Genomic DNA, 21,121 nt, shown 5'->3' with positions numbered 1-21,121 from the left:
TAAAAAACTTGAGTGGCCATAAATCACGTATTTAACGTGTCAACTTACCCTGTTCAATACAATAAATCAGGCTTAAATTTAAAAATTAAAACAGTCTGTATTTAAAAAAACACCCTAATTCATTACCCGCTTTGCAGATTATTTGCTTTTTGGTGCCTTTGCACGGCGTTTTATCCATCAATCTTAAAAAATTTATCATTTTCAGCGTACAGGTGTAAGCCTTTGTGTTTCAACAGTTTACGTTCGAGTAAAGAAAATAAATTGAAAAAACTGTTAATTAATTGAATAGAGTAATTGATCTAAAGCGATTTTTATGACGTAATGTAGGTATTATTTATCTGGTCGGATGAGTTCAATCATGAGTTTACGTACAAAGTTAAAAAAAGTTTTACCAAGTATTTCTATCACTGAGCAAGAAGCGCTAGACGCGGGTGATGTTTGGCTTGAAGGTTCTATCTATCAAGGTAAGCCTGATTTCAGTGCATTACGCGATGTACCAGCAGCTACACTAACAGCTGACGAACAAGCATTCCTTGACGGCCCTGTACAAGAGCTACTAGGCATGATTGACGATTCAGTAATTCAAAATGGCATTCACTTACCGAATGACATTTTAGAGTTTTTGAAAAAAGAACGTTTCTTCTCGCTTATCATTCCTAAGTCATTTGGTGGATTAGAGTTTAGCCCTTACGCAAACTCAACAATTGTTGGCACAATTGCGACTAAAAGCTCAGCGGTTGCGGTAACCGTAATGGTACCAAACTCGTTAGGCCCGGGTGAGTTACTTCTTCACTTCGGTACGCAAGAGCAACAAGCGCATTACTTACCACGCTTAGCAAACGGCACAGACATCCCATGTTTTGCCCTAACAAGCCCTGAAGCGGGTTCTGATGCCGGCGGCATTCCAGACGTTGGTAAAGTAACCAAAGGCATGCACAACGGCGAAGAAGTTCTTGGCCTAGAAATTACATGGGACAAGCGTTATATCACACTTGCACCAATCGCAACGGTTCTTGGTTTAGCATTTAAAGTAGTTGACCCAGACGGTTTACTAGGTGGTAAAGAAAACCTAGGTATCACGTGTGCTTTAATTCCAAAAGAGCACCCAGGTGTAGAACTTGGTAATCGCCACGATCCAATGGGTATCCGTTTTTACAACGGTACTACACGTGGTAACAAAGTATTTGTACCAATGGATTTTGTTATTGGTGGTCAGAAAAACATCGGCCGTGGTTGGCAAATGCTGGTTAGCTGTTTAGGTGCTGGCCGTGGTATTTCACTACCCGCGCTAGGTGTAAGTACAGCGCAAGTTGCACTTAAATCTGCATCTGAATACGCAGCAGTACGAGAGCAGTTTGGTCTATCAATCGGTCAGTTTGAAGGTATTCAAGAAAAGCTTGCTGACATTGCGGGTAAAACATACCTTCAAGAAGCAATGCGAGTATTGACAACTGAAGGTTTAGGCATGGGCTTAAAACCATCGGTAGTAACGGCAATTGCTAAATACCACATGACTGAACTTGGTCGCGACGTATTAGACTCGGCGATGGATATTCAAGCCGGTAAAGCGATTCAAAACGGTCCACAAAATACACTAGCAAGTGGCTACGTTGCACAACCTATTGCAATTACTGTAGAAGGCGCAAACATCCTTACTCGTAACCTGATGATATTTGGTCAAGGTGTTATGCGTTGTCACCCATACTTACAATCTATGGTTGAATCAATCCACAGCGACGACAAAGGCGCTGATGCAGAATTTAACGGTATTTTACGTAAAACAATTGGTTACAGTACAGCAAACAGCTTACGTGCATTCCGTTTAGGTGTATTACCATTTACTGCTGGCGCAAGCTCAGCATTACCAGAAGTACGTGACTACGAAAAAGCAGTACACAAACTATCTGCAAAACTTGCAGTATACGCTGACTTCTCGTTGTTAGTACTTGGCGGTAAATTAAAGCAAGCAGAAATGCTATCAGCACGTTTAGGCGATGTAATGAGCTTCTTGTACGCAGCTATGGCATCAATTAAATACTACGAGCAAAAAGTGGCGAGCAGCGAGCGCGAGCAAGCAGCACCTTACTTCCATTATGCAACTCGTTTTGCACTACAAAGCGCAGAAGAAGCATTGCACAAGTTCTTAGACAACTTCCCTGCAAGTGGTACTCGTAAGTTCATTCGTTTCATTACTATGAACTACTCAACTAAAATGCCAAAAATTAGCGATGATTTAATTCGTGAATTAGCAAAACAAGCTCAGCTAGATACGGCATTTAAAACGCAAATCACACATTTAGTTAAGCCAATTGAAGGTGATGGTCATCACATCAATGAGCAAGCTTACAAAGCTAAAATGGCGTCACTTGAGCTATTAGCTAAAGTGAAAAAAGCGCTACGTGCTAAAACCTTTAAGCCGGGTACGCGTTTTTCAATCACGCTTGAAAATGCACTTGCTGCAAAAGTAATTAACGACGCTGAATTTGTTCAGTTAAGTGATTACAACAAAAAGCGTGAAAAAGCGATTCGTGTTGATGAGTTCGACTTCGATATGAACATCCTAGACGACAACGCACAGCCAGTTAATCCGCTTAAAAGCGTGGTTAACCAATAAAATTCAATAATGCAAAGCGCCTGCAGTTTAGGCGCTTTTATTGATACAAAATTAGTGTGGAGTCCTGCTTGAGTAACATCAAGCGGGGCTTTTTTTATGGGTGTAATTCAAGCTCAGGGATAATGACGACTAATTTGATGGTACAGAACATTATTAAACGTTGTTTTAGTGTATTTTAACAATGATTGGTAAATAAGCTACGTAATTACTTGTTTACATTAGAGTTGTTTAGTGGAATTATTGAGCGTATATAATATACGCTGTTTTGAGGGTTATAACTCCCAAAGTGGTGTTTAATGAGCTGTTATCATCTAGGGAAAAATTATGATTTATACGACAACGGAAACTGTTCCTGGCAAGGAAATCGAAGCTGTATTGGGTATCGTTAATGGTAACATGGTTCAGTCTAAACATGTTGGTCGAGATATCATGGCTGGTTTAAAAGGAATTGTGGGCGGCGAACTCAAAGGCTATACCGAGATGTTGATGGAAGCTCGAAATGTAGCGGTAGAACGATTAATAGAAGATGCAAAAAAGTTAAATGCCGATGCAATAGTAGGAATACGATTTACAACTAGCTCAGTTACTGATGGGGCATCAGAAATATTAGTATTTGGCACAGCCGTTAAACTTCGAACATAACAAACAATTTAAGCAGATTCGAAACGCTTGTCATTTTTGGTGTTTCTTTCAAAGCCAAAAAATGAGGGCGCTTTCCTCTTTTCTGCACATTATAAAAAGAACAGCCTAACTAAAAGTTTAAAGTTGGCAATGTGTTACATGATTTGTAATTAATATTAAAAATAATGAAGAGGACATACATTGCTCATAAAAAGAGGAAAGTGTCCTTTGATAAAGTTGTTAGAGTGCGAATATGGATAGTGCCTACTTGAAAGTAAAACGTGCAGAAAAGCATTATGCTGAACTTGCACAGATGTTTAAAAAGAAAAAGCCGTTCGGTTATTTTTTAGAAACTAATTGCAAAACTGGTGGAAGAGCAACATTCGCAAAGCGAAACGAAAATGTTGCTAATGAAGCTGCCGTAATAATTGGCGATGTTCTCCATAATCTTAGAGCTGCTATTGATCATGCATATTGGAATTGTACTGAGAGGTATGCAAAATCTGATGGAGAACGAAAAAGCATTCAATTTCCAATCACCTCAACAGAGACTGCCTTGAAAGACTCTGTTTTGACTGGTATACCTTCGAGAGTTTCGAAAGATTTTGCTCACGCACTAGCGAGTTTAAAGCCATATAGAGATGGTGGGAATATACTTCTTTGTGCCATTCACGACTTGGACGTTATGGATAAACACAAGTTATTAGTCCCAACAGGTAACTTCACGAAAATTAGTAGCTCAATGATTCAAAGACTGGTTCCTGATTTTCCATCTGGTTTAATGAATTGTGGCTTTGGTAATAATTATCGCGATGTTGGTTGGCAAGTACAGCCAATGACTTGGACACAGAGAAGAAAAGCCAAAGTGCCACCATCGAACATAATTGAGCAGGAATTAGATGTGCCCGTTGAAATTGTAATTGGTGACATAGATTCAACAAAACCAGCACTTCAAGTGCTGCAAGAGTTAATAGCACTGGCAAAAAGTACAATACAAACCTTGTATTCTGCAGCAGGCATAAAAGTTGAAGAAGCACTCTAACAAGCCAATTAAACCGACCTCAATACGCTATGCTCCTTTCGGCGGCTTATTGGGGTGTTAAATACCTAAATGGAGTTTAGATGAATATTCAAGTTTTTAGACCAAAACAATTTGTGGATATGGCGAGAGACTATAAGTTGTTTGCGGATGACGTAGAAGTTGCCACTATAAAAAGAGGGGTTACGCAAACAGTAAACATCCCTGATTCAACTAAAAACATTCAAGCGAAAATAGATTGGTGTTCAAGCCAAACTTTTCCTGTAGCCTCAATTACTGACAAAGGAATTATTATTAAAAATTCTTTTGGTAGTAATATATTCAAATTGCTTTTTTTAACTATTTATTATGTCAGTTTCGGTAAAAGCAAATACTTATCGGTAACAAACGGTATTTAGTAAGAATATTCAAACGAAAAAAAACCGTTGGCTGTTTTCACACTGTTTAATATTTTAGCCAACTATTTCAAGTCTGTTTATATTGGCGTTTTACGAACTAAGGAAAGTTATGATTAAATCAATACTGATAATATTTACATTGTTTTTAGCTAGTCTTGCTACCGCTGAAGAGTTTACTGATGTGTCTGAGATCACAGAGCGCTTGGAAGATGACATACCAAAGATTTTAGATAAACACAAAGCTCCTGGTGTTGCACTTGCATTTGTCAATGGAAATAGAGTTCTAGAGTTTCGATCCTATGGTTTTGCCGACGTAGCAGCCAAAACTGAGATTACCCAAAGCACAATGTTTAACGTAGGGTCTATTTCTAAGCTGGTTACTGTTTGGGGAGTAATGCAACTTGTAGCTCAAGGCAAAGTCGATTTAGATGCGCCAATAAACCAATACCTCAAACGTTGGCAGATCCCTAAGTCTGAGTTTAACGCAAAAAAAGTAACATTGAGAAATATCTTATCTCACACTTCAGGCTTGTCACTTGGCCCATATACAGGCTGGGAGTCTCCAGAAAAGTTAACATCTATAGTTGACTCACTAAATGGCAATAACAATGGCGCCGGATCTGTTGAACTTATTCATGTGCCCGATACAAAATGGTCTTATTCTGGTGGTGGGTATTCAGTGGTGCAACTTTTAATTGAAGATGTGTCAGGCATGGCATTTGAAGACTATATGCAGCAATACGTGTTTAAGCCTCTAAATATGAAGGATTCTACTTTTAACATTACTAAAAAAGTTATCAAAAAGTCGGCAACACCTTACGATAATTCCGGCAAAGTCACGGGCATGGTTTATTTTAATGAGAAAGCAGCTGCTGGTTTACAGACAACGCCAATAGACTTAGCACGCTTTAATATGGCTGTGTTGCGCAACAACGATGGTGATTATAATGGTTTAGGGTTGCTACCAGAAAAATTAATTGATCTGATGATAAAGCCCGCGCCAAACACCAATGGGCGCTGGAGTATGAGCTATGTTGTTGACGCAAAGAATAGCAGTCTTGGCTTTGCTGGATTTAATCGTGGTTGGGTCTCGCTATCACGCTCTATCACTGACCTTAACTTTGGTTATGTGATTTTAAGTAATAGTAGTATTGGCGCAGTGAATAATGACATTGATAGTCTTATCCTTTCTATTGTTAAACAAAGCCATAACTAAAATGGATACAACAAAGTATTGCAGCGGGTAAAGCGCTCAATTCGACGATAAGTTTGTAGTGGCATAGTTAATTTTGCCACCCATTCAAAAACTAGCATTCGTTTTTTACATACAGGGTTGTGAAAAAACATACAGAGCTTTTTACTAAGACCTTTTATTAAAAACACCGTCTAATGTTAAGCTAACTAAAATTTAGCAACCTAATATGGCTATGTCTTTTTATCTTCCATTACTTACCCCGCATTTTCAACGTATAGCTATTGGCGAAACCCTAACCTCGCTTTGGAGTGGCTGTGGTCAAATTGTGAATTGTCAACTTGATGAGCAAGCCTGTGTGATTAAAGCGATTAAAGTACCCGATCATATTAATCACCCTAAAATTAAACAAAGCAGCTTTGCGCTTAATAGAAAGCGTGACTCTTACCACGTTGAATATACTTTTTATCAGCAATTTAGCCATAAACTGCCCAAGCAAGCGGCAGCTATTGAATGCATTAAAGCAATCAACAAAGGCGATGAGTTTGCCTTGGTGTTTAAAGACTTTTCAAAGCTGGGATACACCCAAGCAACCACTGAGAATATAAAGGCGATATTAAAGTGGTTGGCACAGTTTCATGCCTTTCATTTAAATGCCTTTCATTTAAATACAAAGTTTGATGGTTTATGGCAGCAAGGAAGTTATTGGCATTTAGATACACGCCCTGATGAATTTAATAACTTGCCTGAAAAGTCCGATATTAAACAGGCAGCTACTCAATTAAATAACGCGTTAAAACAATGTGACTACCAAACGTTAATTCATGGTGATGCCAAGCTTGCTAATTTTGCCGCTAATAGCCAAGGGCATATACGCGGTTATGACTTTCAATATGTGGGTGCGGGTGTTGGGGTGGTAGATGTTATGTATTTTATGACCAGTTGTATGGACGATTCTGAGCTTCACAAACACGCACAAACCTACCTCAACTATTATTTTAGCCAGTTTAAAAACGCACTCAGTCACTACCAACCAGCAGTGCATGCGGATGACGTTATTGCACAATGGGCTCATTTATGGCCGGTGGCGTGGGCAGACTTTTATCGGTTTTTACTTGGGTGGAGCCCCGAGCACAAAAAAATTAACGGCTACATGCATGCTCAGGTAAATAATTGGTTAGCCAGTAACAACTCATAAACACAAAAAGTTGAACAGTTGTGGCTAAATTAAATATTTAGGCACGAACTATGAAATCAGGGCTAAAATTAACAGTCAAACGGCCTGTTTTAATATAAAATACGTCAAATTTTTTATCACTAGGTTTATTATTATGGCTATTCACGTTATTTCTCACCCCCTTGTTCAACATAAGTTAGGTTTAATGCGCGCGCATGGAATTAGCACGAAAAGTTTTCGAGAGTTGTGTTCAGAAGTTGGCACATTATTAACTTACGAAGCCACTAAAAACCTAGAATTAGAAGATAACGAAATTACAGGTTGGGACGGTAATAAACTTAAAGTTGAGCATATTAAAGGTAAAAAAATTACCGTTGTGCCAATTTTACGCGCAGGCCTTGGGATGATGGACGGCGTAATGCAATTACTCCCAGCAGCTAAAGTGAGTGTAGTGGGGTTAGAGCGTAACGAAGAAACACTTGAGCCAGTACCTTACTTTGAAAAGCTAGTAGGTAATATTGATGAGCGTTTGAGCTTAGTGATTGACCCTATGCTGGCTACTGGTGGCTCTATGATCGCCACCATCGATATGCTTAAAAAAGCGGGCTGTAAAGAAATTAAAGTTATTGTACTGGTTGCTGCGCCTGAGGGCGTTGAAAAAACATTAGCTGCTCACCCAGATGTAGAGATTTTTACTGCCTCAGTTGATAGCCACCTTAATGAAAAAGGCTACATTATCCCAGGATTAGGGGATGCAGGTGATAAAATTTTCGGTACGGTTTACTAGGGTTTAGCAGTGCAAAATAATTCTACGTTTTCAATAAAAACCATTTTAACGGGTGCCCAAATGCTATTTGTAGCGTTTGGTGCGCTGGTATTAGTGCCTATTTTAACGGGTCTCGATCCGAGTGTTGCGTTGTTTACCGCAGGTTTAGGTACTTTGTTGTTTCAATTTGTCACTAAAGGCCAAGTGCCTATCTTTTTAGCCTCGTCATTTGCGTTTATTGCACCCATTATTGCCTCAGTGCAAATGTGGGGCATACCCGCCACTATGGGCGGCTTAATGGCAGCGGGCTTTACTTATATGCTGTTGAGTTTATTGGTGAAGTTTAAAGGCACAAAAACCTTACATAAAATTTTGCCGCCAATTGTGGTCGGCCCAGTCATTATGGTGATTGGCCTCGCACTCGCGCCAGCTGCGGTTAATATGGCCATGGGTAAAAGTGGCGATGGTGGTACACAAATTATTGCCTACGACAGTGCCATTATTATCTCTATGATCTCATTACTAGTAACTTTAGTGTTTGCCGTGTGGGGCAAAGGAGTATTTAAACTGATCCCTATTTTAGCCGGTGTTGTTGCCGGTTACACGCTATCGTTATTTATGGGTGTAGTACAGTTTGAAACAGTCAGTAATGCACAGTGGTTGGCAGTGCCTAACTTTGTACTGCCAGAGTTTAAATGGCAAGCCATTTTGTTTATGGTGCCGGTGGCAATTGCGCCTGCTATTGAACACATTGGCGACATGATGGCAATTAGCCAAGTTACAAAAAAAGACTATTTGAAAAAGCCAGGGCTACATCGCACTTTATTTGGTGATGGGTTAGCCACGTCTGCTGCGTCATTATTTGGCGGTCCACCTAACACCACTTACTCAGAGGTAACCGGTGCGGTAATGCTAACTAAAAACTTTAACCCTAAAGTGATGATGTGGACTGCCATTATTGCAATTTGTTTAGCGTTTGTGGCTAAAATGGGCGCGGGTTTGCAAACCATTCCGGTCCCTGTAATGGGCGGCATAATGATTTTATTATTTGGCTCTATTGCCGTTATTGGCTTAAATACCTTAGTTAAATCGGGCGATGACTTAAGCGAACCACGCAATTTAAGTATTGTGGCGCTTATTTTAATTTGCGGTATTGGTGGTATGCACATTGGTAGCAGCCAGTTCAGCCTTGAAGGTGTGAGCTTATGCGCTGTTTTAGGCATAGTATTAAATTTAGTATTCCCAAAAGCACAGAGCAACGAGAATTAAATTTGCACTGTGGTTAAAAATATTGCACCAAAAAAGCGCATTTTAAATGCGCTTTTTTTTTAACCTACTAAAAAGTAACAATAAATAATATTGGTCTAGTAACTGCATTTCCTTATTCATACCCTATAGTTGAATCAGGGATTGTTATATTGGAGGCCAATAGTGTGGATATAAATGCTTTTTTAGTAAAACATCAATTGCCGTTGAAATATCAATATATTAGTGAGCAGTATTTTTCTGCTATTGCTCAGGATATTTTAACCAGCAAAAAAAATGCGCCTTTATTTGTTGCCATCAACGGCTGCCAAGGCTCAGGAAAAACCACGCTTGGTGACTATTTAGTGACTTGGTTTGAGCAAAACACCCACCTAAATTGTGTCGCACTCTCTATTGATGACTTTTATTTATCAACCCAAAAACGTCAGCAGCTAGCACAAGATGTGCATTGTTTATTTGCCACCCGTGGAGTTCCAGGCACACATGATGTTGCCCTTATGGATAAAACCATTAGTCGCTTGTTAAATAAAGAGGTTAATGTACCGCTGCCGCGTTTTGACAAGCAACAAGATGAACCTGTAGCAAAAAATAAATGGTTAACCAATAGTCAGCCAGTCGATATTGTTATTTTAGAAGGGTGGTGTGTAGCCAGTGAGCCACAGCAGCCTTTTACCTTAATTGAGCCCATTAATGAGCTAGAAAAATCATACGATCAGCAAGGACTATGGCGCCGCTGTATTAATAGCTGTTTAGCCAATGAGTATAAAACCGTATTTAATAAAATTGACTACACAATTATGCTTAAAGCGCCGAGTTTTGATGATGTATTTGCATGGCGACAAGAGCAAGAGCACAAGCTAATCGCAAAACAAGGCCAAGGAACAGGTACCATGACCGACGAGCAGCTGCTTTGGTTTATTTCTCACTTTGAGCGTATTACCCGAGAAAATTTAAGTACCCTCAGTGCCAAAGCGAATGCATTAATAGAGCTTGATAGTCACCGTGATGTAGTCGCAATGCAGCTAACTAGCGACAATATTGGTCAGCCCATTATTTTTACCGATTTAGATGGTACGTTACTAAATCATAGAGACTACAATACCGAAGCGGTCGACACTTTATTACAAGAGCTGCAATACAGCGGTGTGCCGGTGGTATTTAACACCAGTAAAACGTTTAGTGAAGTGGTGGCACTGCAACAAGCGCTCAATATTAAACAGCCTTTTATTGTTGAAAATGGCTCGGCTGTCTATATTCCTGAAAATTACTTTACCCTCAGACCCATTGGCTGCAGCGAATACCAAGGCTATTGGTGTTATTCATTTGCGGCACCCATTAGCAATTTATGGGCTGATTTAACACATTTAAAAAAAGACTACAGCGACCAATATAGTTTATTCAGTGAGTTATCGTGTGAGCAGGTAATGCACATCACAGGGTTAAACGAGATACAGGCGGCGCAAGCACAGAATCGTCAATATTCAGATCCGCTCTGCTGGCATGGCGAAGAGCACAAACTCAACGAATTTATAAACGCAATAACAGTGTACGGCTACGACGTTAAAGTAGGCGGGCGCTTTATCCACATTGGTAAAAATACCGATAAAAGCATGGCGCAGCAATGGCTGGTGAAACAGTTTACTGCGCAGTTTACTAAGCCGCTAAGCATTATTGCGCTTGGGGATAGTGATAACGATAAGCAAATGCTCGAAGAGGCAGATATTGCCATTATTATTGCCAATCCAGAGAGTAAAAAGCCGGTTAAATTAACCCATAACAAAGCGCGCTATTCTCAGTTGCCAGCGCCGTTAGGCTGGGTAGAAGAAATCACTGCATTACCTTGTATTAACAGCATTTTACCCAATTTTGAGGAGTATAGTTTACATGGCTGATTTTTATCAAAATGGCATCATTACAACGTTACATAATATTGCCAACAGACCCGTAGACGATTTAGAAAAAGAGTTGCTGAGTTTTAGTAAGCAGCGACCCATGGGGCTTATTTTGCCCTCATTATTTAGTGAGTTAGAAGGCCCCGCGCTACAAAATATTGTTAAAGAGCTGCAAAAAGTACCTTATTTATCACAAATTACCATAGGCTTAGACAGAGCCGACGAAAGTCAATATCGTTATGCACTGAACTTTTTTAAAGCGCTTGATCAAAACCACAAAGTACTTTGGAACGACGGGCCACGCTTACAAGCGCTCGACAAAGAGCTTCAAGCCTTAGGTGTGGCGCCACGCGAGCTCGGTAAAGGGCGTAATGTGTGGTATTGCATGGGGTATAAATTAGCCACCGCTGAGGTTGAATCAATCGCCTTGCATGACTGTGATATTTTAACTTATGACCGAGGCTTATTAGCGCGGTTAATATACCCTGTGGCACACCCTCGATTTAACTATGAGTTTTGTAAAGGCTTTTACCCGCGTACCGCCAATGGAAAAATTAATGGCCGTGTCTCTCGGCTATTGGTTACTCCGTTATTGCGCTCGTTTAAAACCATTTTAGGCAGCCGTGATTACCTTGAGTACATGGACTCGTTTCGCTACCCATTAGCGGGTGAGTTTTCGTTTAGGCGCGATGTATTAAACGATATTCGTATTCCTAGCGACTGGGGATTAGAAATTGGCGTATTAAGCGAAATGTACCGTAACTATTCTCATAACCGATTATGCCAAGTCGATATTGCCGATAATTACGATCATAAACATCAGGAATTATCGCTCGACGACCAAACCGCTGGCCTTTCTAAAATGTCGATTGATATCACCAAAGCACTATTTAGAAAGTTAGCAACGCAAGGGGTTACCTTTACCAGCGAAACCATTCGTTCATTAAAAGCCACATATTACCGTATTGGTTTAGATTTTATTGAAACCTATCATAATGATGCACTAATGAACGGTTTAACCCTTGATATTCACCAAGAAGAAAAAGCCGTTGAAATGTTTGCGCAAAATATCATGAATGCCGGTCAGCACTTTTTAGAAAACCCAATGGAAGCCCCCTTTGTGCCGAGTTGGAATCGTGTGGCCTCGGCAATGCCTGACGTACTTGAGCGTTTAAAAGAAGCCGTTGAGCTAGATAACGAGCAATACAGTTAACATCATTAAACGAGGCGCCTGTGAGTATAGTTAAAGAACAGTTTTTTCAACGAGTTGAACAACATTTACATGCTATTTATCAAAATGTTGAATTACCGATAGCAATAAGCGAATTGACTGAAGAATTGATCACCTTAATTCTAGGTGATAACCCACTTCGCGATCCCACGCCACACACTAACCGCTGGGATGAACAAGATGTTGTGCTAATAGCCTATGGCGATTCGATAATAAACCATGAAGACAGTGATTTAGCCGTAGGCACCCCTTTAGAGGCGCCTTTAAAAACCTTGCATCGCTTTATAAAAGAGCAGTGCGATCATCAGCTTAATGCACTGCACATTTTACCCTTTTATCCGTATAGCTCAGATGAAGGGTTTGCGGTAATGAACTATGCACACGTTAATGAAGCGCTGGGCGACTGGCAAGACATTAACGCGATTGCAAAAGATGTAAAACTGATGGCGGATTTAGTCATTAATCATTGCTCTAGTCGAAGTATTTGGTTTGAAAACTTTTTAACCGACACACATCCCGGAAAAGATTACTTTAAAACAGCCTGTTTAACTGACGATTTAAGCCAAGTTGTTCGTCCTCGTACGTCGCCACTATTAAATACGGTAACAACAACCAGTGGTGAAAAACATGTATGGTGCACATTTAGTCATGATCAAGTGGATTTTGATTTTGAAAACCCCGAGGTGTTAAAAGAGTTTGTCGGCATTATTCGTCATTATCTAGACAACGGTATTCGCTTATTTCGCCTTGATGCTGTGGCCTTTTTATGGAAACAACTCAATACCAGTTGTATAAACTTACCACAAACCCACGAAGTAGTGCGTTTATTACGAACGCTGATTGAGCATGCCGAGCCAAGCGTGGTGATCATCACCGAGACTAATATTCCCAATCAGGAGAACTTGTCTTACTTTGGTAATGCCAACGAAGCCCATGCAATTTACAACTTTGCCTTGCCGCCGCTGTTATTGCATACCTTACTCAGTGGCGATAGTACGGCGCTTAAGCATTGGATGATGAGTATGCCGCCAGCACAAAACGGCACTGCGTATTTTAATTTTATTGCTTCTCACGATGGAATTGGTTTAAGGCCAATTGAAGGCTTGCTGCAACCCAGTGAGGTTGCTTCATTAGTCAGTACCACCATGAAGTTTGGTGGGCGCGTTTCAATGCGTACTAGTCACGATGGCACACATACCCCGTATGAGCTAAATATTGCCTTATTTGATGCCTTACAAGGGACGCATAATGGCGCGGATAAATTTGGCCTTGAGCGCTTTTTATGTGCTCACGCCATTATGTTTGCAATGGAGGGGATCCCAGGGCTGTATATACATAGTTTGCTTGGCACCACTAATGACTATGAACGCTTTGATAATTCGCAACACAATCGCGCCATTAACCGTCATCGCTGGCAAGAATCTAAATTATTAGCGGCAATTACAGAAAAATATAGTCATCATCATCAAGTATTCAACGGAGTAAAACAGTTATTAGCAGTGCGTAAAAGGCAAGCGGCATTTCATCCTAATGCAACACAGTTCACTTTGCATTTAGGAGAGGGGTTATTTGGTTTTTGGCGACAAAGCATTGACCGCCAGCAAAGTATTTTTTGTATTTATAATATCAGCAGTCAGCCACAAAGCTTAACCTTGGCCGATTTGAACTTAATAAATACACAGCAATGGCATGAGCTGCTCTCTAAAACAGTGCTGGATGAAGAGCTTAAAACTATGCAATTAGCACCGTATCAAACACTCTGGTTATCTAATAGAGCATAAATAACGACGTTTAAAGTAATCAATGTAACTGTAAAGGGGCTTTACAGTTACATTACTCAAGCGCGAGTAGTAAGTTTTCTATAGTAAATTCAACTTTGCCTGGGCGGGTTTTACTAAACTGCGAAAAGTCTATTTCGGCTAGGTTATTCGCATTAATTGCATTATATAAAGGCTTATTTGTATCGTTGAGTGGCTGAAAAATATCATTAGTGCTGTGAAAAAGTGGCCAACGCTTTAAATCAGTATGGTTATCAAATAAGTTTATAATTGCATTAGCCCCTAATAAAACATGACCCCCTATCGATATATCAAGCGCGTATGCGTTATTAGGCGCAGAATCCCAGTTAATCCCACCCACAATAACCTGCGATTGTTTGTTAAGTTGTGTTAATGCTCTTTTAGCACCAAACGCAATGGCATCATTAGCGCACCAAATAATGTTAATTTCAGGCGCAAGTTGCATATAGGCCATGGTTTTTATATAGCCTTCTTGTTCAGACCAATTCGCAACTTCTTTAGCGGTTAAGGTTACTTTGGGTGTTTGCGCCAAAAAGTCCATTAACCCTTGGGTACGCAAAGTGGAAGCAGGGGTTGTGTAATCCCCTAGTAAAGCTAATGTATGAGCTGGCATTTTTGTTTTATTGGTAAACTTTTTATAAAGCTGCTGCATCAATGATTTACCTGCAACACGATTATTAGGGGTAATACTGCCGACCACATTGACGCCATTTGTTTGCAATTGCTCGAGAGACGCAGGGGAAGGGCGATTTAATAAAAATTAAATGGGAACCTTGTTACTGTCTATTTTAGATAGGTATTGGCTGGTGACATTTTTTTCGTTTACTAATATCAGATAATCAGGCTTATCGTTAATGGCCTGCTGGATCAGCTCTTTCATTAAAATATGATTTCGGTTGGCGTACTTTATAGTTAATGTCACATCTAAATCAGAGGCAGCATTTTGCATAATTTTAGAAACATGAAACCAAAAATCACCGGTTTTATTGCTCTCAGCCTCAATGGAATTTGAAAAGCCAGGATTGATGAATATGATCTCTAAGGCATTAATACTGTAACTACTGAATAGCAGGCAGGTATAAGTTATCAGGCGGTATAATTTAAACAAAGGCATATGTTTCTCTATAGATTTTATAAAGCTCGATTTTTACCTTGCTAACTAGCTCCGTGGTGACATCTAAGCGTTATGCTATATAATACCCCAGTAAGTTTAGCATGTATGCAGCAATTAATTTTTTTAGGATTTATGAATGAAAGCAGTTTTATTGTTAATAGTATTACTCTTTAGTCAAACAGTTGCCGCTAATGACGTAAGTGATTTAGAAAAGACCATGAAAAATATAGGGCTGGCTTATAAACAAAGTGTTGAAGCAACCCAGCTACAAGAATTTAATGGTGCTATCGATCAATTTATTGGATTGATAGAGCAAGGTAAGAAAGCCAAATTTTATAAAGAAGCTGAGAAGTCGGTGCAAGGGCTCGATAAAGTACTGGCTCAAGCCCAGTTGGCAAAAAAAGTAGCGAATGAGCAGGGACTCGAAGCTGCAAAAAAACCACTTAAAGCCATCGATAACTTACGTAAAAAATATCATAAATTACATGAGCCTCCTGGCTTTTTTGAATTACTGTTTGGAAAATAAGGATTAGCAATGGAAATTTCAGTTTCAATGTTAGACGGTCAAAAGTGGAGTGCTAAGTTTGGTGAGCATGAAGTTATAAGCGATCAAAGCATCAATGCCGGTGGTGGGGCAGAGCACCCAGAACCATTTGACTATTTTTTGGTTAGCATGGTTTTGTGCGCTGGTTTTTATGCGCGTAAATTTTGTCAGCAAAGAGAGATCTCAACCGACGGCATGACGCTGACACAAAATAACGAGAATGTAGATGAAAACGGTAAAAAACGTTTTTCTATTGAAATTGGGTTGCCTGAAGGTTTCCCCGATAAATATAAAAAAGCACTTATTGCTGCTGTAAATACATGTACCGTGAAAAAGGTTATTCAGGCAGTGCCTGAGTTTTCTGTTGAAGTAAAGTAAATACCCTTTAACAATAATGCCGAGTAATAAACTCGGCATTATTATTTTATCTCACTATTTTTTCTTCATACCCTGTACGGCCTTAAATCTAGGGTTATCTTTACATATCACGAACACGCGCCCTTTACGCTTTACAATTTGACAACCAGGTCGTTGCTTTGCGCTTTTTAATGAACTTAATATTTTCATTTGCTTTCCTTTTTAACCGAAGATAAGTTTTTAAAACGACGATTAAATTGCGCAACGCGGCCATCAGATGCGAGCGTTTTTTGTTTGCCTGTATAAAATGGGTGTGAGTCAGATGAAACATCAATAGGCACATAGGGATATGTATTACCGTCTATTTCGATAGTGCGGTCGGTTTTGATGGTTGAACCTATAATGAAATATGAATCGGCTGCAGTATCATGAAAAGCAACCACATGGTAATCAGGGTGAATATTTGGTTTCATTAAATGCCTTTAATGTTATGTGATAGTATATCATTTAATTTAGCGCATTTAATTTCCCTTTGCAAATCATTTTAAATAGCTTGAACTTTGGTTAAATAGTCTTTAATGCACCGTAATTGCTGCGTATTTGCACAATCTAGTCAAAAAATAAGCACTTAGATCAAAAGTACTGGCTATTAGTATTTAGGCTGCTATAACTAGTTTCAGCAAAAAAAATAATAAAAATTTAAACACGTAGAATAGAGGTAGTTTATGAGTGACGCTCAAACGAAACAGGACCAAATCGACCAAGGAGTTATGGACACTCTTAGGGAGCGCGATCATAGTGTATTGGCAAAACAAGTTGACTCACTCGCATGTTCTCATAACGATATCATTGAATTGCTTGCTCATTATTTAGCATTAAGCGAACAAGAAGATGATGAGTTATTTGATGACTGGTTTGACTCTCTTTCAAAAGAACAACACACCGTGCTAAAAGTATTTGAAGTATATCGCGGACAGTATGAGCACCAAAACTAACTGTTTGTATTAGACATATTAATTAGTCATTATGCTAACACTGGCTATATGATTGTAATTTAATGTTAAAAAGGCATTGTTTTTATAGATAAGCGAAATAATTAATTACACTTATTCAATACAATAGTATGTACTTTGCCCTTGATTATTTTTCAACTAACTAATTGATGTTTAAAGGTTTATAATAAGTTAAACTACATTTAGTGTTAAAATAGTAGTTTCGGCTCGTAGTTGAACTACCATTAATAAGTTGAAATAAGAAAGGGATAATTCAGCATGCAACATTTAAATGAAATACTCAGCAGAAACAACGTCAAAATAATTGGCAAGGGTGATAAAACCTTAGTGTTGGCTCACGGATTTGGTTGCGACCAAAACATGTGGCGATTTATTATTCCTGCCCTTGAACAACATTTTACTTTAGTGCTGTTTGATTATGTAGGCTCAGGTAACTCTGATGTGTCTAAATATAATAAACAGCGCTACTCAACCCTTGATGGGTATGCCAAAGACGTACTAGAAATATGTGCCGCACTTGAACTTACCGATATTACATTTATAGGCCACTCGGTTAGTGGCACCATTGGCGCACTTGCTGCCATTGAGCAACCAGAGCTATTTTCTAAGCTGGTTATGGTGTGCCCCTCACCGTGCTTTTTAAATTTACCCCCTGATTATTTTGGTGGATTTGAAAAACAAGACCTTCACGAATTACTAAACCTAATGGATAAAAATTACATTGGTTGGGCAAATTATTTAGCGCCTCTAGTAATGGGCAACTCTCATCCAGATGAATTTATAGCGGAACTATCGGGAAGTTTTTGCTCAACAGATCCCCTTATTGCAAAAACATTTGCAGAAGCCACGTTTTTATCCGACTACCGTTTTATACTTGAACATATAAAACAGCCTACTTTAATTTTACAAAGTGAAAATGATGCTTTAGCCGCGCCTTCTGTTGGGGAGTTTGTAGCGAATGAAATTTCAAATGCAACACTTAAGGTTATTAGTGCGCATGGCCACTGTATTCATATGACGCACCCAGAAACAGTCAGCCGTTTAATTTTTGATTTTGTGAGTTAGCCACATGTCACTTGATAAAGTAGATGAAAAGCTTGCTGATTATTCCGCAGATCACTTTTTAAATGGTGCATTAGTGACAAATGCAGATAACATTATTGTTTATGCAAATACTTATTTTCAAAAGGAATTACAGTGGAATTGTAATGAGCTTATTGGCAAGTCGGTTGATAAAATTATAACTAAATCATCAAAAATATTTTTACAAAGTTATGTGCTTCCTACCTTACTGCATGAAAAAGCGTGTCAAGAAATGCAGTTAATTATGCTCAGCGCCCAAGGCGAGCGTATGGCCGTTACCGTTAATGCTCAGCTTGATGAAAAGGGCTATATATACTGGAGCTTTTTTAACGCGACTCAGCGAGATAAGCTTTACGACGAGCTGATTAAAACACGGGAAAAGTTAGAAGCGCAAACTGAACGCTTACAATCTTTAGCGTCTACCGATGAGTTAACCAATTTATTAAATAGAAGAGAGATGAATTGCCGCAGCGTGCTGTTACTCGAACAGGCTATGCGATCAAAGCAGTCGGTTGCATTGTTAATTATCGATATTGATAATTTTAAAGTCGTTAATGATACCTTTGGGCATTTAGAAGGGGATCGAGTTTTAAAAGAGTTGGGGCAACGTCTTAAACATTTTGGTCGACAAACCGACCTTATTTCTCGTTACGGCGGTGAAGAGTTTTTAATTATGGTGCCAGATACAAATAAAGCAGATACTTTGTCATTTTGTCAAAGGCTGCATTTATTAATTGCTGAAATTAAAGTAGGTAATCGCCCAGTAACCGCCAGTATTGGGGCAAGTTTGAGTACTGCGAAAACGACGTTTACTGATTTATTTGCCCAAGCCGATAATGCGGTATATGAAGCCAAAGAGCGCGGAAAAAACAGAACCCAATTATACGATAACCCCTAACTAAATAGAGGTAAACTCAACAAGGTATTGAGTTGAGTTTACTCAAAAGATGGCAGTTATAGTTGGTATTATTGCTCTACACAATTATTTTTTGCTAATGGCGATGCCAATACGGTATCGGGGTGCCAAATTCTATCCCATATTTTAGGTAGGTTGTTTAAGTTGGGTCTTTGACTTATTTTTTCAAAATTACCGACACTGATTGCTGAGCCATCTTTCTGACCGACAACAAAATTAAACACATAAGCACACTCCATGCCCATGCGTAAATCAGAGAGAATAACTTTGTCTTGCTGCTCGCGAACGGAATAAAACCCTTTTGTAAACCACTGCAAGCGTTTAACACCCCATTCATTTTTAATCTCGTTTAGTAAAGAAGGGGTTGTTTGGTATGCATTTAAGGTAACCTCGTTGGGTGTATCAAACACCGATGCATAGCCTTCATAATATTTCCCATCCGACATCACAACCACCCGCCAAAGTAAAGTAGTAAACGGTGCTGGAGTGCTAATGTATTCATTGACAGTAATGTCTCTGTTTTGTAGCGCAGTGTTGACTTTATCGTCAATAACAACTTTAAGAATAAGCGAACAACATAAATAGAGAGTACTTACTGTGAGCGTAATTGCGTTAATTTTGTAGGCGGTTGGGGCGGTTATTTTTGGTATTAAAGTGCCTATAACCCCTACTAATAACGGTAACGTGTAGAGGGGATCAATAATAAACATATTTGAAATTGCAAACGGATGCTCTGTAAGTGGCCACATTAATTGCGTACCGTACACAGTAAGTGCATCCAATAGTGCATGGGTTGATAAACACAAAAACACTAACCAAAACCAACGTGTTTTATACGCTTGCATGCCAGTGTGTATTTTTAAAATTAGCCAAACAATCAAAGGGCTAATTAACAAGTGCACAAAAAATGAATGGCTAAAGCCACGGTGATAAGTAAATGCTTCAACACTGCTGCCATAGGGTAAAAACACATCTAAATCGGGTAAAGTGCCCAAAATAGCGCCCCATAACACCGCTTTGCGGCCCACTTTGTTACCTAATACTGCGTACCCTACAGCGCTACCTAACGCAACTTGTGTTAAAGAATCCATACTACCTCATCTAAATAATGCAACTGCAATGTTTATACTCAGCTTAATCTTAAAACCGTCAATAATGTAAATTATTTCATTAAGTTGCTCTTTAAACTCAATTTAAAAGTGATTTATAAACTTAGTCGCGGTTGTATAAAATCTAAAAATGCAACGATACGGGAAGAAACCGCCTCATTTTTGTAATAAACGCCATAAATAGATTCTCGATTATTTGGGCTACTTACGCTGTGAGGTAAAACTTCTATTAATCGTTTTTTGGCTAAATCTTCTGCAATCATAAATTGTGAGAGAAGTGCTATGCCTTGATCAGCAATACATAAATGCCTAATGGTTTCGCCGCTGCTAGCCCTTAAATCAAAGTGCAGTGATAACTCATGTTTTAAGGGCCATTGATTAAGAGTATTGGGTTCACTGAAACCAATTAGGTTATGGTTTTTAAGATCTGAAACTTGCTGTAACGGTGGCGCATTTTTTAAATAATCAGTGCTTGCGACCATTTTTAATTTACTTTGGCCTAATTTTCTCGCATGCAGGTTTGAATCTTTTAAGTCTCCAATGCGAATAGCTAAATCTGTTTTGCGCTCAAGTAAATCAATAATATTGTCGTGTGAGGTAATATCGAGCGTGATTTGCGGGTATTGCTTTTTAAACTCATTAACTAGTGGCGCTAGTTGATGCAAAACAAAAGGGCTTGCTGCATCTATACGCAAGTGCCCGCTAGGTGCTTGCTTTAGTAGCTTTATTGTTTCTTCCCCTAAGAGCAGCGTGTTTAAAGCCTTTCGCGCATATTCTATGTATATATGCCCTTCCTCGGTCAGTTCTAAGCGCCGAGTTGTTCTGTTTAGTAATGTGCAGTTTAGCCTGCTTTCAAGACGAGATAGTGCTCTTGAAACTTTAGCTACATTTAAATCAAGTAAACTAGCCGCACCGGAAAAACTGCCACAATCAACAATGGTAATAAACATTTCTAGATCTTCAGTTTTAGCTTGAACAGGCATAAATTCA

General features: G+C 39.2%; 22 protein-coding genes. 16 read left to right on the top strand and 6 right to left on the bottom strand.

The window, feature by feature from the left end; all coding sequences use genetic code 11:
• Positions 1-358 precede the first annotated feature (358 nt).
• The 11 genes from L641_RS0101345 to L641_RS0101290 all read left to right on the top strand — a co-directional run bounded on the left by L641_RS0101345 (position 359) and on the right by L641_RS0101290 (position 13,977).
• A complete protein-coding gene (locus tag L641_RS0101345) occupies positions 359-2,614 on the top strand; it encodes an acyl-CoA dehydrogenase (protein ID WP_024600910.1) in 2,256 nt (751 codons plus the stop codon).
• Positions 2,615-2,938: 324 nt separating this feature from the next.
• Complete coding sequence (locus L641_RS0101340; protein ID WP_008112402.1) at positions 2,939-3,256, top strand: heavy metal-binding domain-containing protein; 318 nt, start codon at positions 2,939-2,941, stop codon at positions 3,254-3,256.
• 232 nt (positions 3,257-3,488) lie between these two features.
• Positions 3,489-4,277 (top strand): hypothetical protein, encoded by a 789-nt coding sequence (locus L641_RS0101335; RefSeq protein ID WP_008466160.1) that lies wholly within the window; start codon positions 3,489-3,491, stop codon positions 4,275-4,277.
• An 80-nt stretch (positions 4,278-4,357) separates the two neighbouring features.
• Positions 4,358-4,672, top strand: a complete 315-nt coding sequence (locus L641_RS0101330) for a hypothetical protein (protein WP_016899706.1) — start codon at positions 4,358-4,360, stop codon at positions 4,670-4,672.
• A 109-nt stretch (positions 4,673-4,781) separates the two neighbouring features.
• Positions 4,782-5,888 (top strand): serine hydrolase domain-containing protein, encoded by a 1,107-nt coding sequence (locus L641_RS0101325; protein ID WP_024600909.1) that lies wholly within the window; start codon positions 4,782-4,784, stop codon positions 5,886-5,888.
• Positions 5,889-6,099: 211 nt separating this feature from the next.
• Complete coding sequence (locus L641_RS0101320) at positions 6,100-7,062, top strand: oxidoreductase family protein (protein ID WP_024600908.1); 963 nt, start codon at positions 6,100-6,102, stop codon at positions 7,060-7,062.
• Between the two features lie 133 nt (positions 7,063-7,195).
• Positions 7,196-7,828 carry a uracil phosphoribosyltransferase gene (gene upp / locus L641_RS0101310; RefSeq protein WP_008115315.1) on the top strand — a complete coding sequence of 211 codons (633 nt, stop codon included), beginning with the start codon at positions 7,196-7,198 and terminating at the stop codon, positions 7,826-7,828.
• Between the two features lie 9 nt (positions 7,829-7,837).
• Positions 7,838-9,076 (top strand): uracil-xanthine permease family protein, encoded by a 1,239-nt coding sequence (locus L641_RS0101305; protein ID WP_024600907.1) that lies wholly within the window; start codon positions 7,838-7,840, stop codon positions 9,074-9,076.
• A gap of 146 nt (positions 9,077-9,222) precedes the next feature.
• Positions 9,223-10,965 (top strand): HAD-IIB family hydrolase, encoded by a 1,743-nt coding sequence (locus tag L641_RS0101300; protein WP_024600906.1) that lies wholly within the window; start codon positions 9,223-9,225, stop codon positions 10,963-10,965.
• Positions 10,958-12,178: a glycosyl transferase gene (locus L641_RS0101295; RefSeq protein ID WP_013463199.1), complete on the top strand. Its 1,221-nt coding sequence runs from the start codon at positions 10,958-10,960 to the stop codon at positions 12,176-12,178. Before L641_RS0101300 ends, L641_RS0101295 begins: the two co-directional genes overlap by 8 nt.
• 20 nt (positions 12,179-12,198) lie before the next feature.
• The gene (locus L641_RS0101290) at positions 12,199-13,977 is read left to right on the top strand and encodes a sugar phosphorylase (RefSeq protein ID WP_024600905.1); all 1,779 of its coding nucleotides are present in this window, start codon (positions 12,199-12,201) and stop codon (positions 13,975-13,977) included.
• A gap of 52 nt (positions 13,978-14,029) precedes the next feature.
• Here the strand turns inward: L641_RS0101290 and L641_RS23510 are convergent, their stop codons facing one another.
• Together L641_RS23510 and L641_RS23505 are read right to left on the bottom strand one after the other, a co-directional pair.
• Positions 14,030-14,695: a substrate-binding domain-containing protein gene (locus tag L641_RS23510; protein WP_253944039.1), complete on the bottom strand. Its 666-nt coding sequence runs from the start codon at positions 14,693-14,695 to the stop codon at positions 14,030-14,032.
• Between the two features lie 60 nt (positions 14,696-14,755).
• Positions 14,756-15,109 carry a hypothetical protein gene (locus L641_RS23505; protein WP_253944038.1) on the bottom strand — a complete coding sequence of 118 codons (354 nt, stop codon included), beginning with the start codon at positions 15,107-15,109 and terminating at the stop codon, positions 14,756-14,758.
• A gap of 136 nt (positions 15,110-15,245) precedes the next feature.
• On the opposite strand from L641_RS23505, the gene L641_RS0101280 reads away from it, so the two are divergent.
• Positions 15,246-15,635, top strand: coding sequence for a cytochrome b562 (locus L641_RS0101280; RefSeq protein ID WP_024600904.1), 390 nt, complete (start codon positions 15,246-15,248; stop codon positions 15,633-15,635).
• Positions 15,636-15,644: 9 nt separating this feature from the next.
• Positions 15,645-16,031 carry an OsmC family protein gene (locus L641_RS0101275; RefSeq protein ID WP_024600903.1) on the top strand — a complete coding sequence of 129 codons (387 nt, stop codon included), beginning with the start codon at positions 15,645-15,647 and terminating at the stop codon, positions 16,029-16,031.
• A 54-nt stretch (positions 16,032-16,085) separates the two neighbouring features.
• On the opposite strand, the gene ykgO is transcribed toward L641_RS0101275, so the two are convergent.
• Both ykgO and L641_RS0101265 read right to left on the bottom strand, forming a co-directional pair.
• Positions 16,086-16,220, bottom strand: a complete 135-nt coding sequence (ykgO, locus tag L641_RS0101270; protein WP_024600902.1) for a type B 50S ribosomal protein L36 — start codon at positions 16,218-16,220, stop codon at positions 16,086-16,088.
• Positions 16,217-16,483, bottom strand: a complete 267-nt coding sequence (locus L641_RS0101265) for a type B 50S ribosomal protein L31 (protein WP_024600901.1) — start codon at positions 16,481-16,483, stop codon at positions 16,217-16,219. The genes ykgO and L641_RS0101265 overlap by 4 nt, the downstream gene beginning before the upstream one ends.
• Before the next feature lie 252 nt (positions 16,484-16,735).
• Between L641_RS0101265 and L641_RS0101260 the strand changes: the two genes are divergently transcribed.
• The 3 genes from L641_RS0101260 (at position 16,736) to L641_RS0101250 (ending at position 19,004) form a co-directional block, all read left to right on the top strand.
• Positions 16,736-17,005 carry a hypothetical protein gene (locus L641_RS0101260; RefSeq protein WP_013463206.1) on the top strand — a complete coding sequence of 90 codons (270 nt, stop codon included), beginning with the start codon at positions 16,736-16,738 and terminating at the stop codon, positions 17,003-17,005.
• A gap of 276 nt (positions 17,006-17,281) precedes the next feature.
• Positions 17,282-18,088, top strand: coding sequence for an alpha/beta hydrolase (locus L641_RS0101255; RefSeq protein ID WP_013463207.1), 807 nt, complete (start codon positions 17,282-17,284; stop codon positions 18,086-18,088).
• A 4-nt stretch (positions 18,089-18,092) separates the two neighbouring features.
• Positions 18,093-19,004 (top strand): diguanylate cyclase, encoded by a 912-nt coding sequence (locus L641_RS0101250; protein WP_013463208.1) that lies wholly within the window; start codon positions 18,093-18,095, stop codon positions 19,002-19,004.
• 68 nt (positions 19,005-19,072) lie between these two features.
• Here L641_RS0101250 and L641_RS0101245 read toward each other — a convergent pair whose 3' ends face one another.
• Both L641_RS0101245 and L641_RS0101240 read right to left on the bottom strand, forming a co-directional pair.
• Positions 19,073-20,113 (bottom strand): metal-dependent hydrolase, encoded by a 1,041-nt coding sequence (locus L641_RS0101245; protein ID WP_024600900.1) that lies wholly within the window; start codon positions 20,111-20,113, stop codon positions 19,073-19,075.
• A gap of 113 nt (positions 20,114-20,226) precedes the next feature.
• Entirely contained in the window at positions 20,227-21,114 is an 888-nt protein-coding gene (locus L641_RS0101240) for a LysR family transcriptional regulator (protein WP_024600899.1), read from the bottom strand.
• Positions 21,115-21,121 lie beyond the last annotated feature (7 nt).

The sequence above is a fragment of the Pseudoalteromonas sp. TB41 genome, from assembly GCF_000497975.1.
Classification (GTDB): Bacteria; Pseudomonadota; Gammaproteobacteria; order Enterobacterales; family Alteromonadaceae; genus Pseudoalteromonas; species Pseudoalteromonas tetraodonis.
Note: the sequence above shows the minus strand (reverse complement) of the source record. Positions and strands in the feature narration are given on the sequence as shown.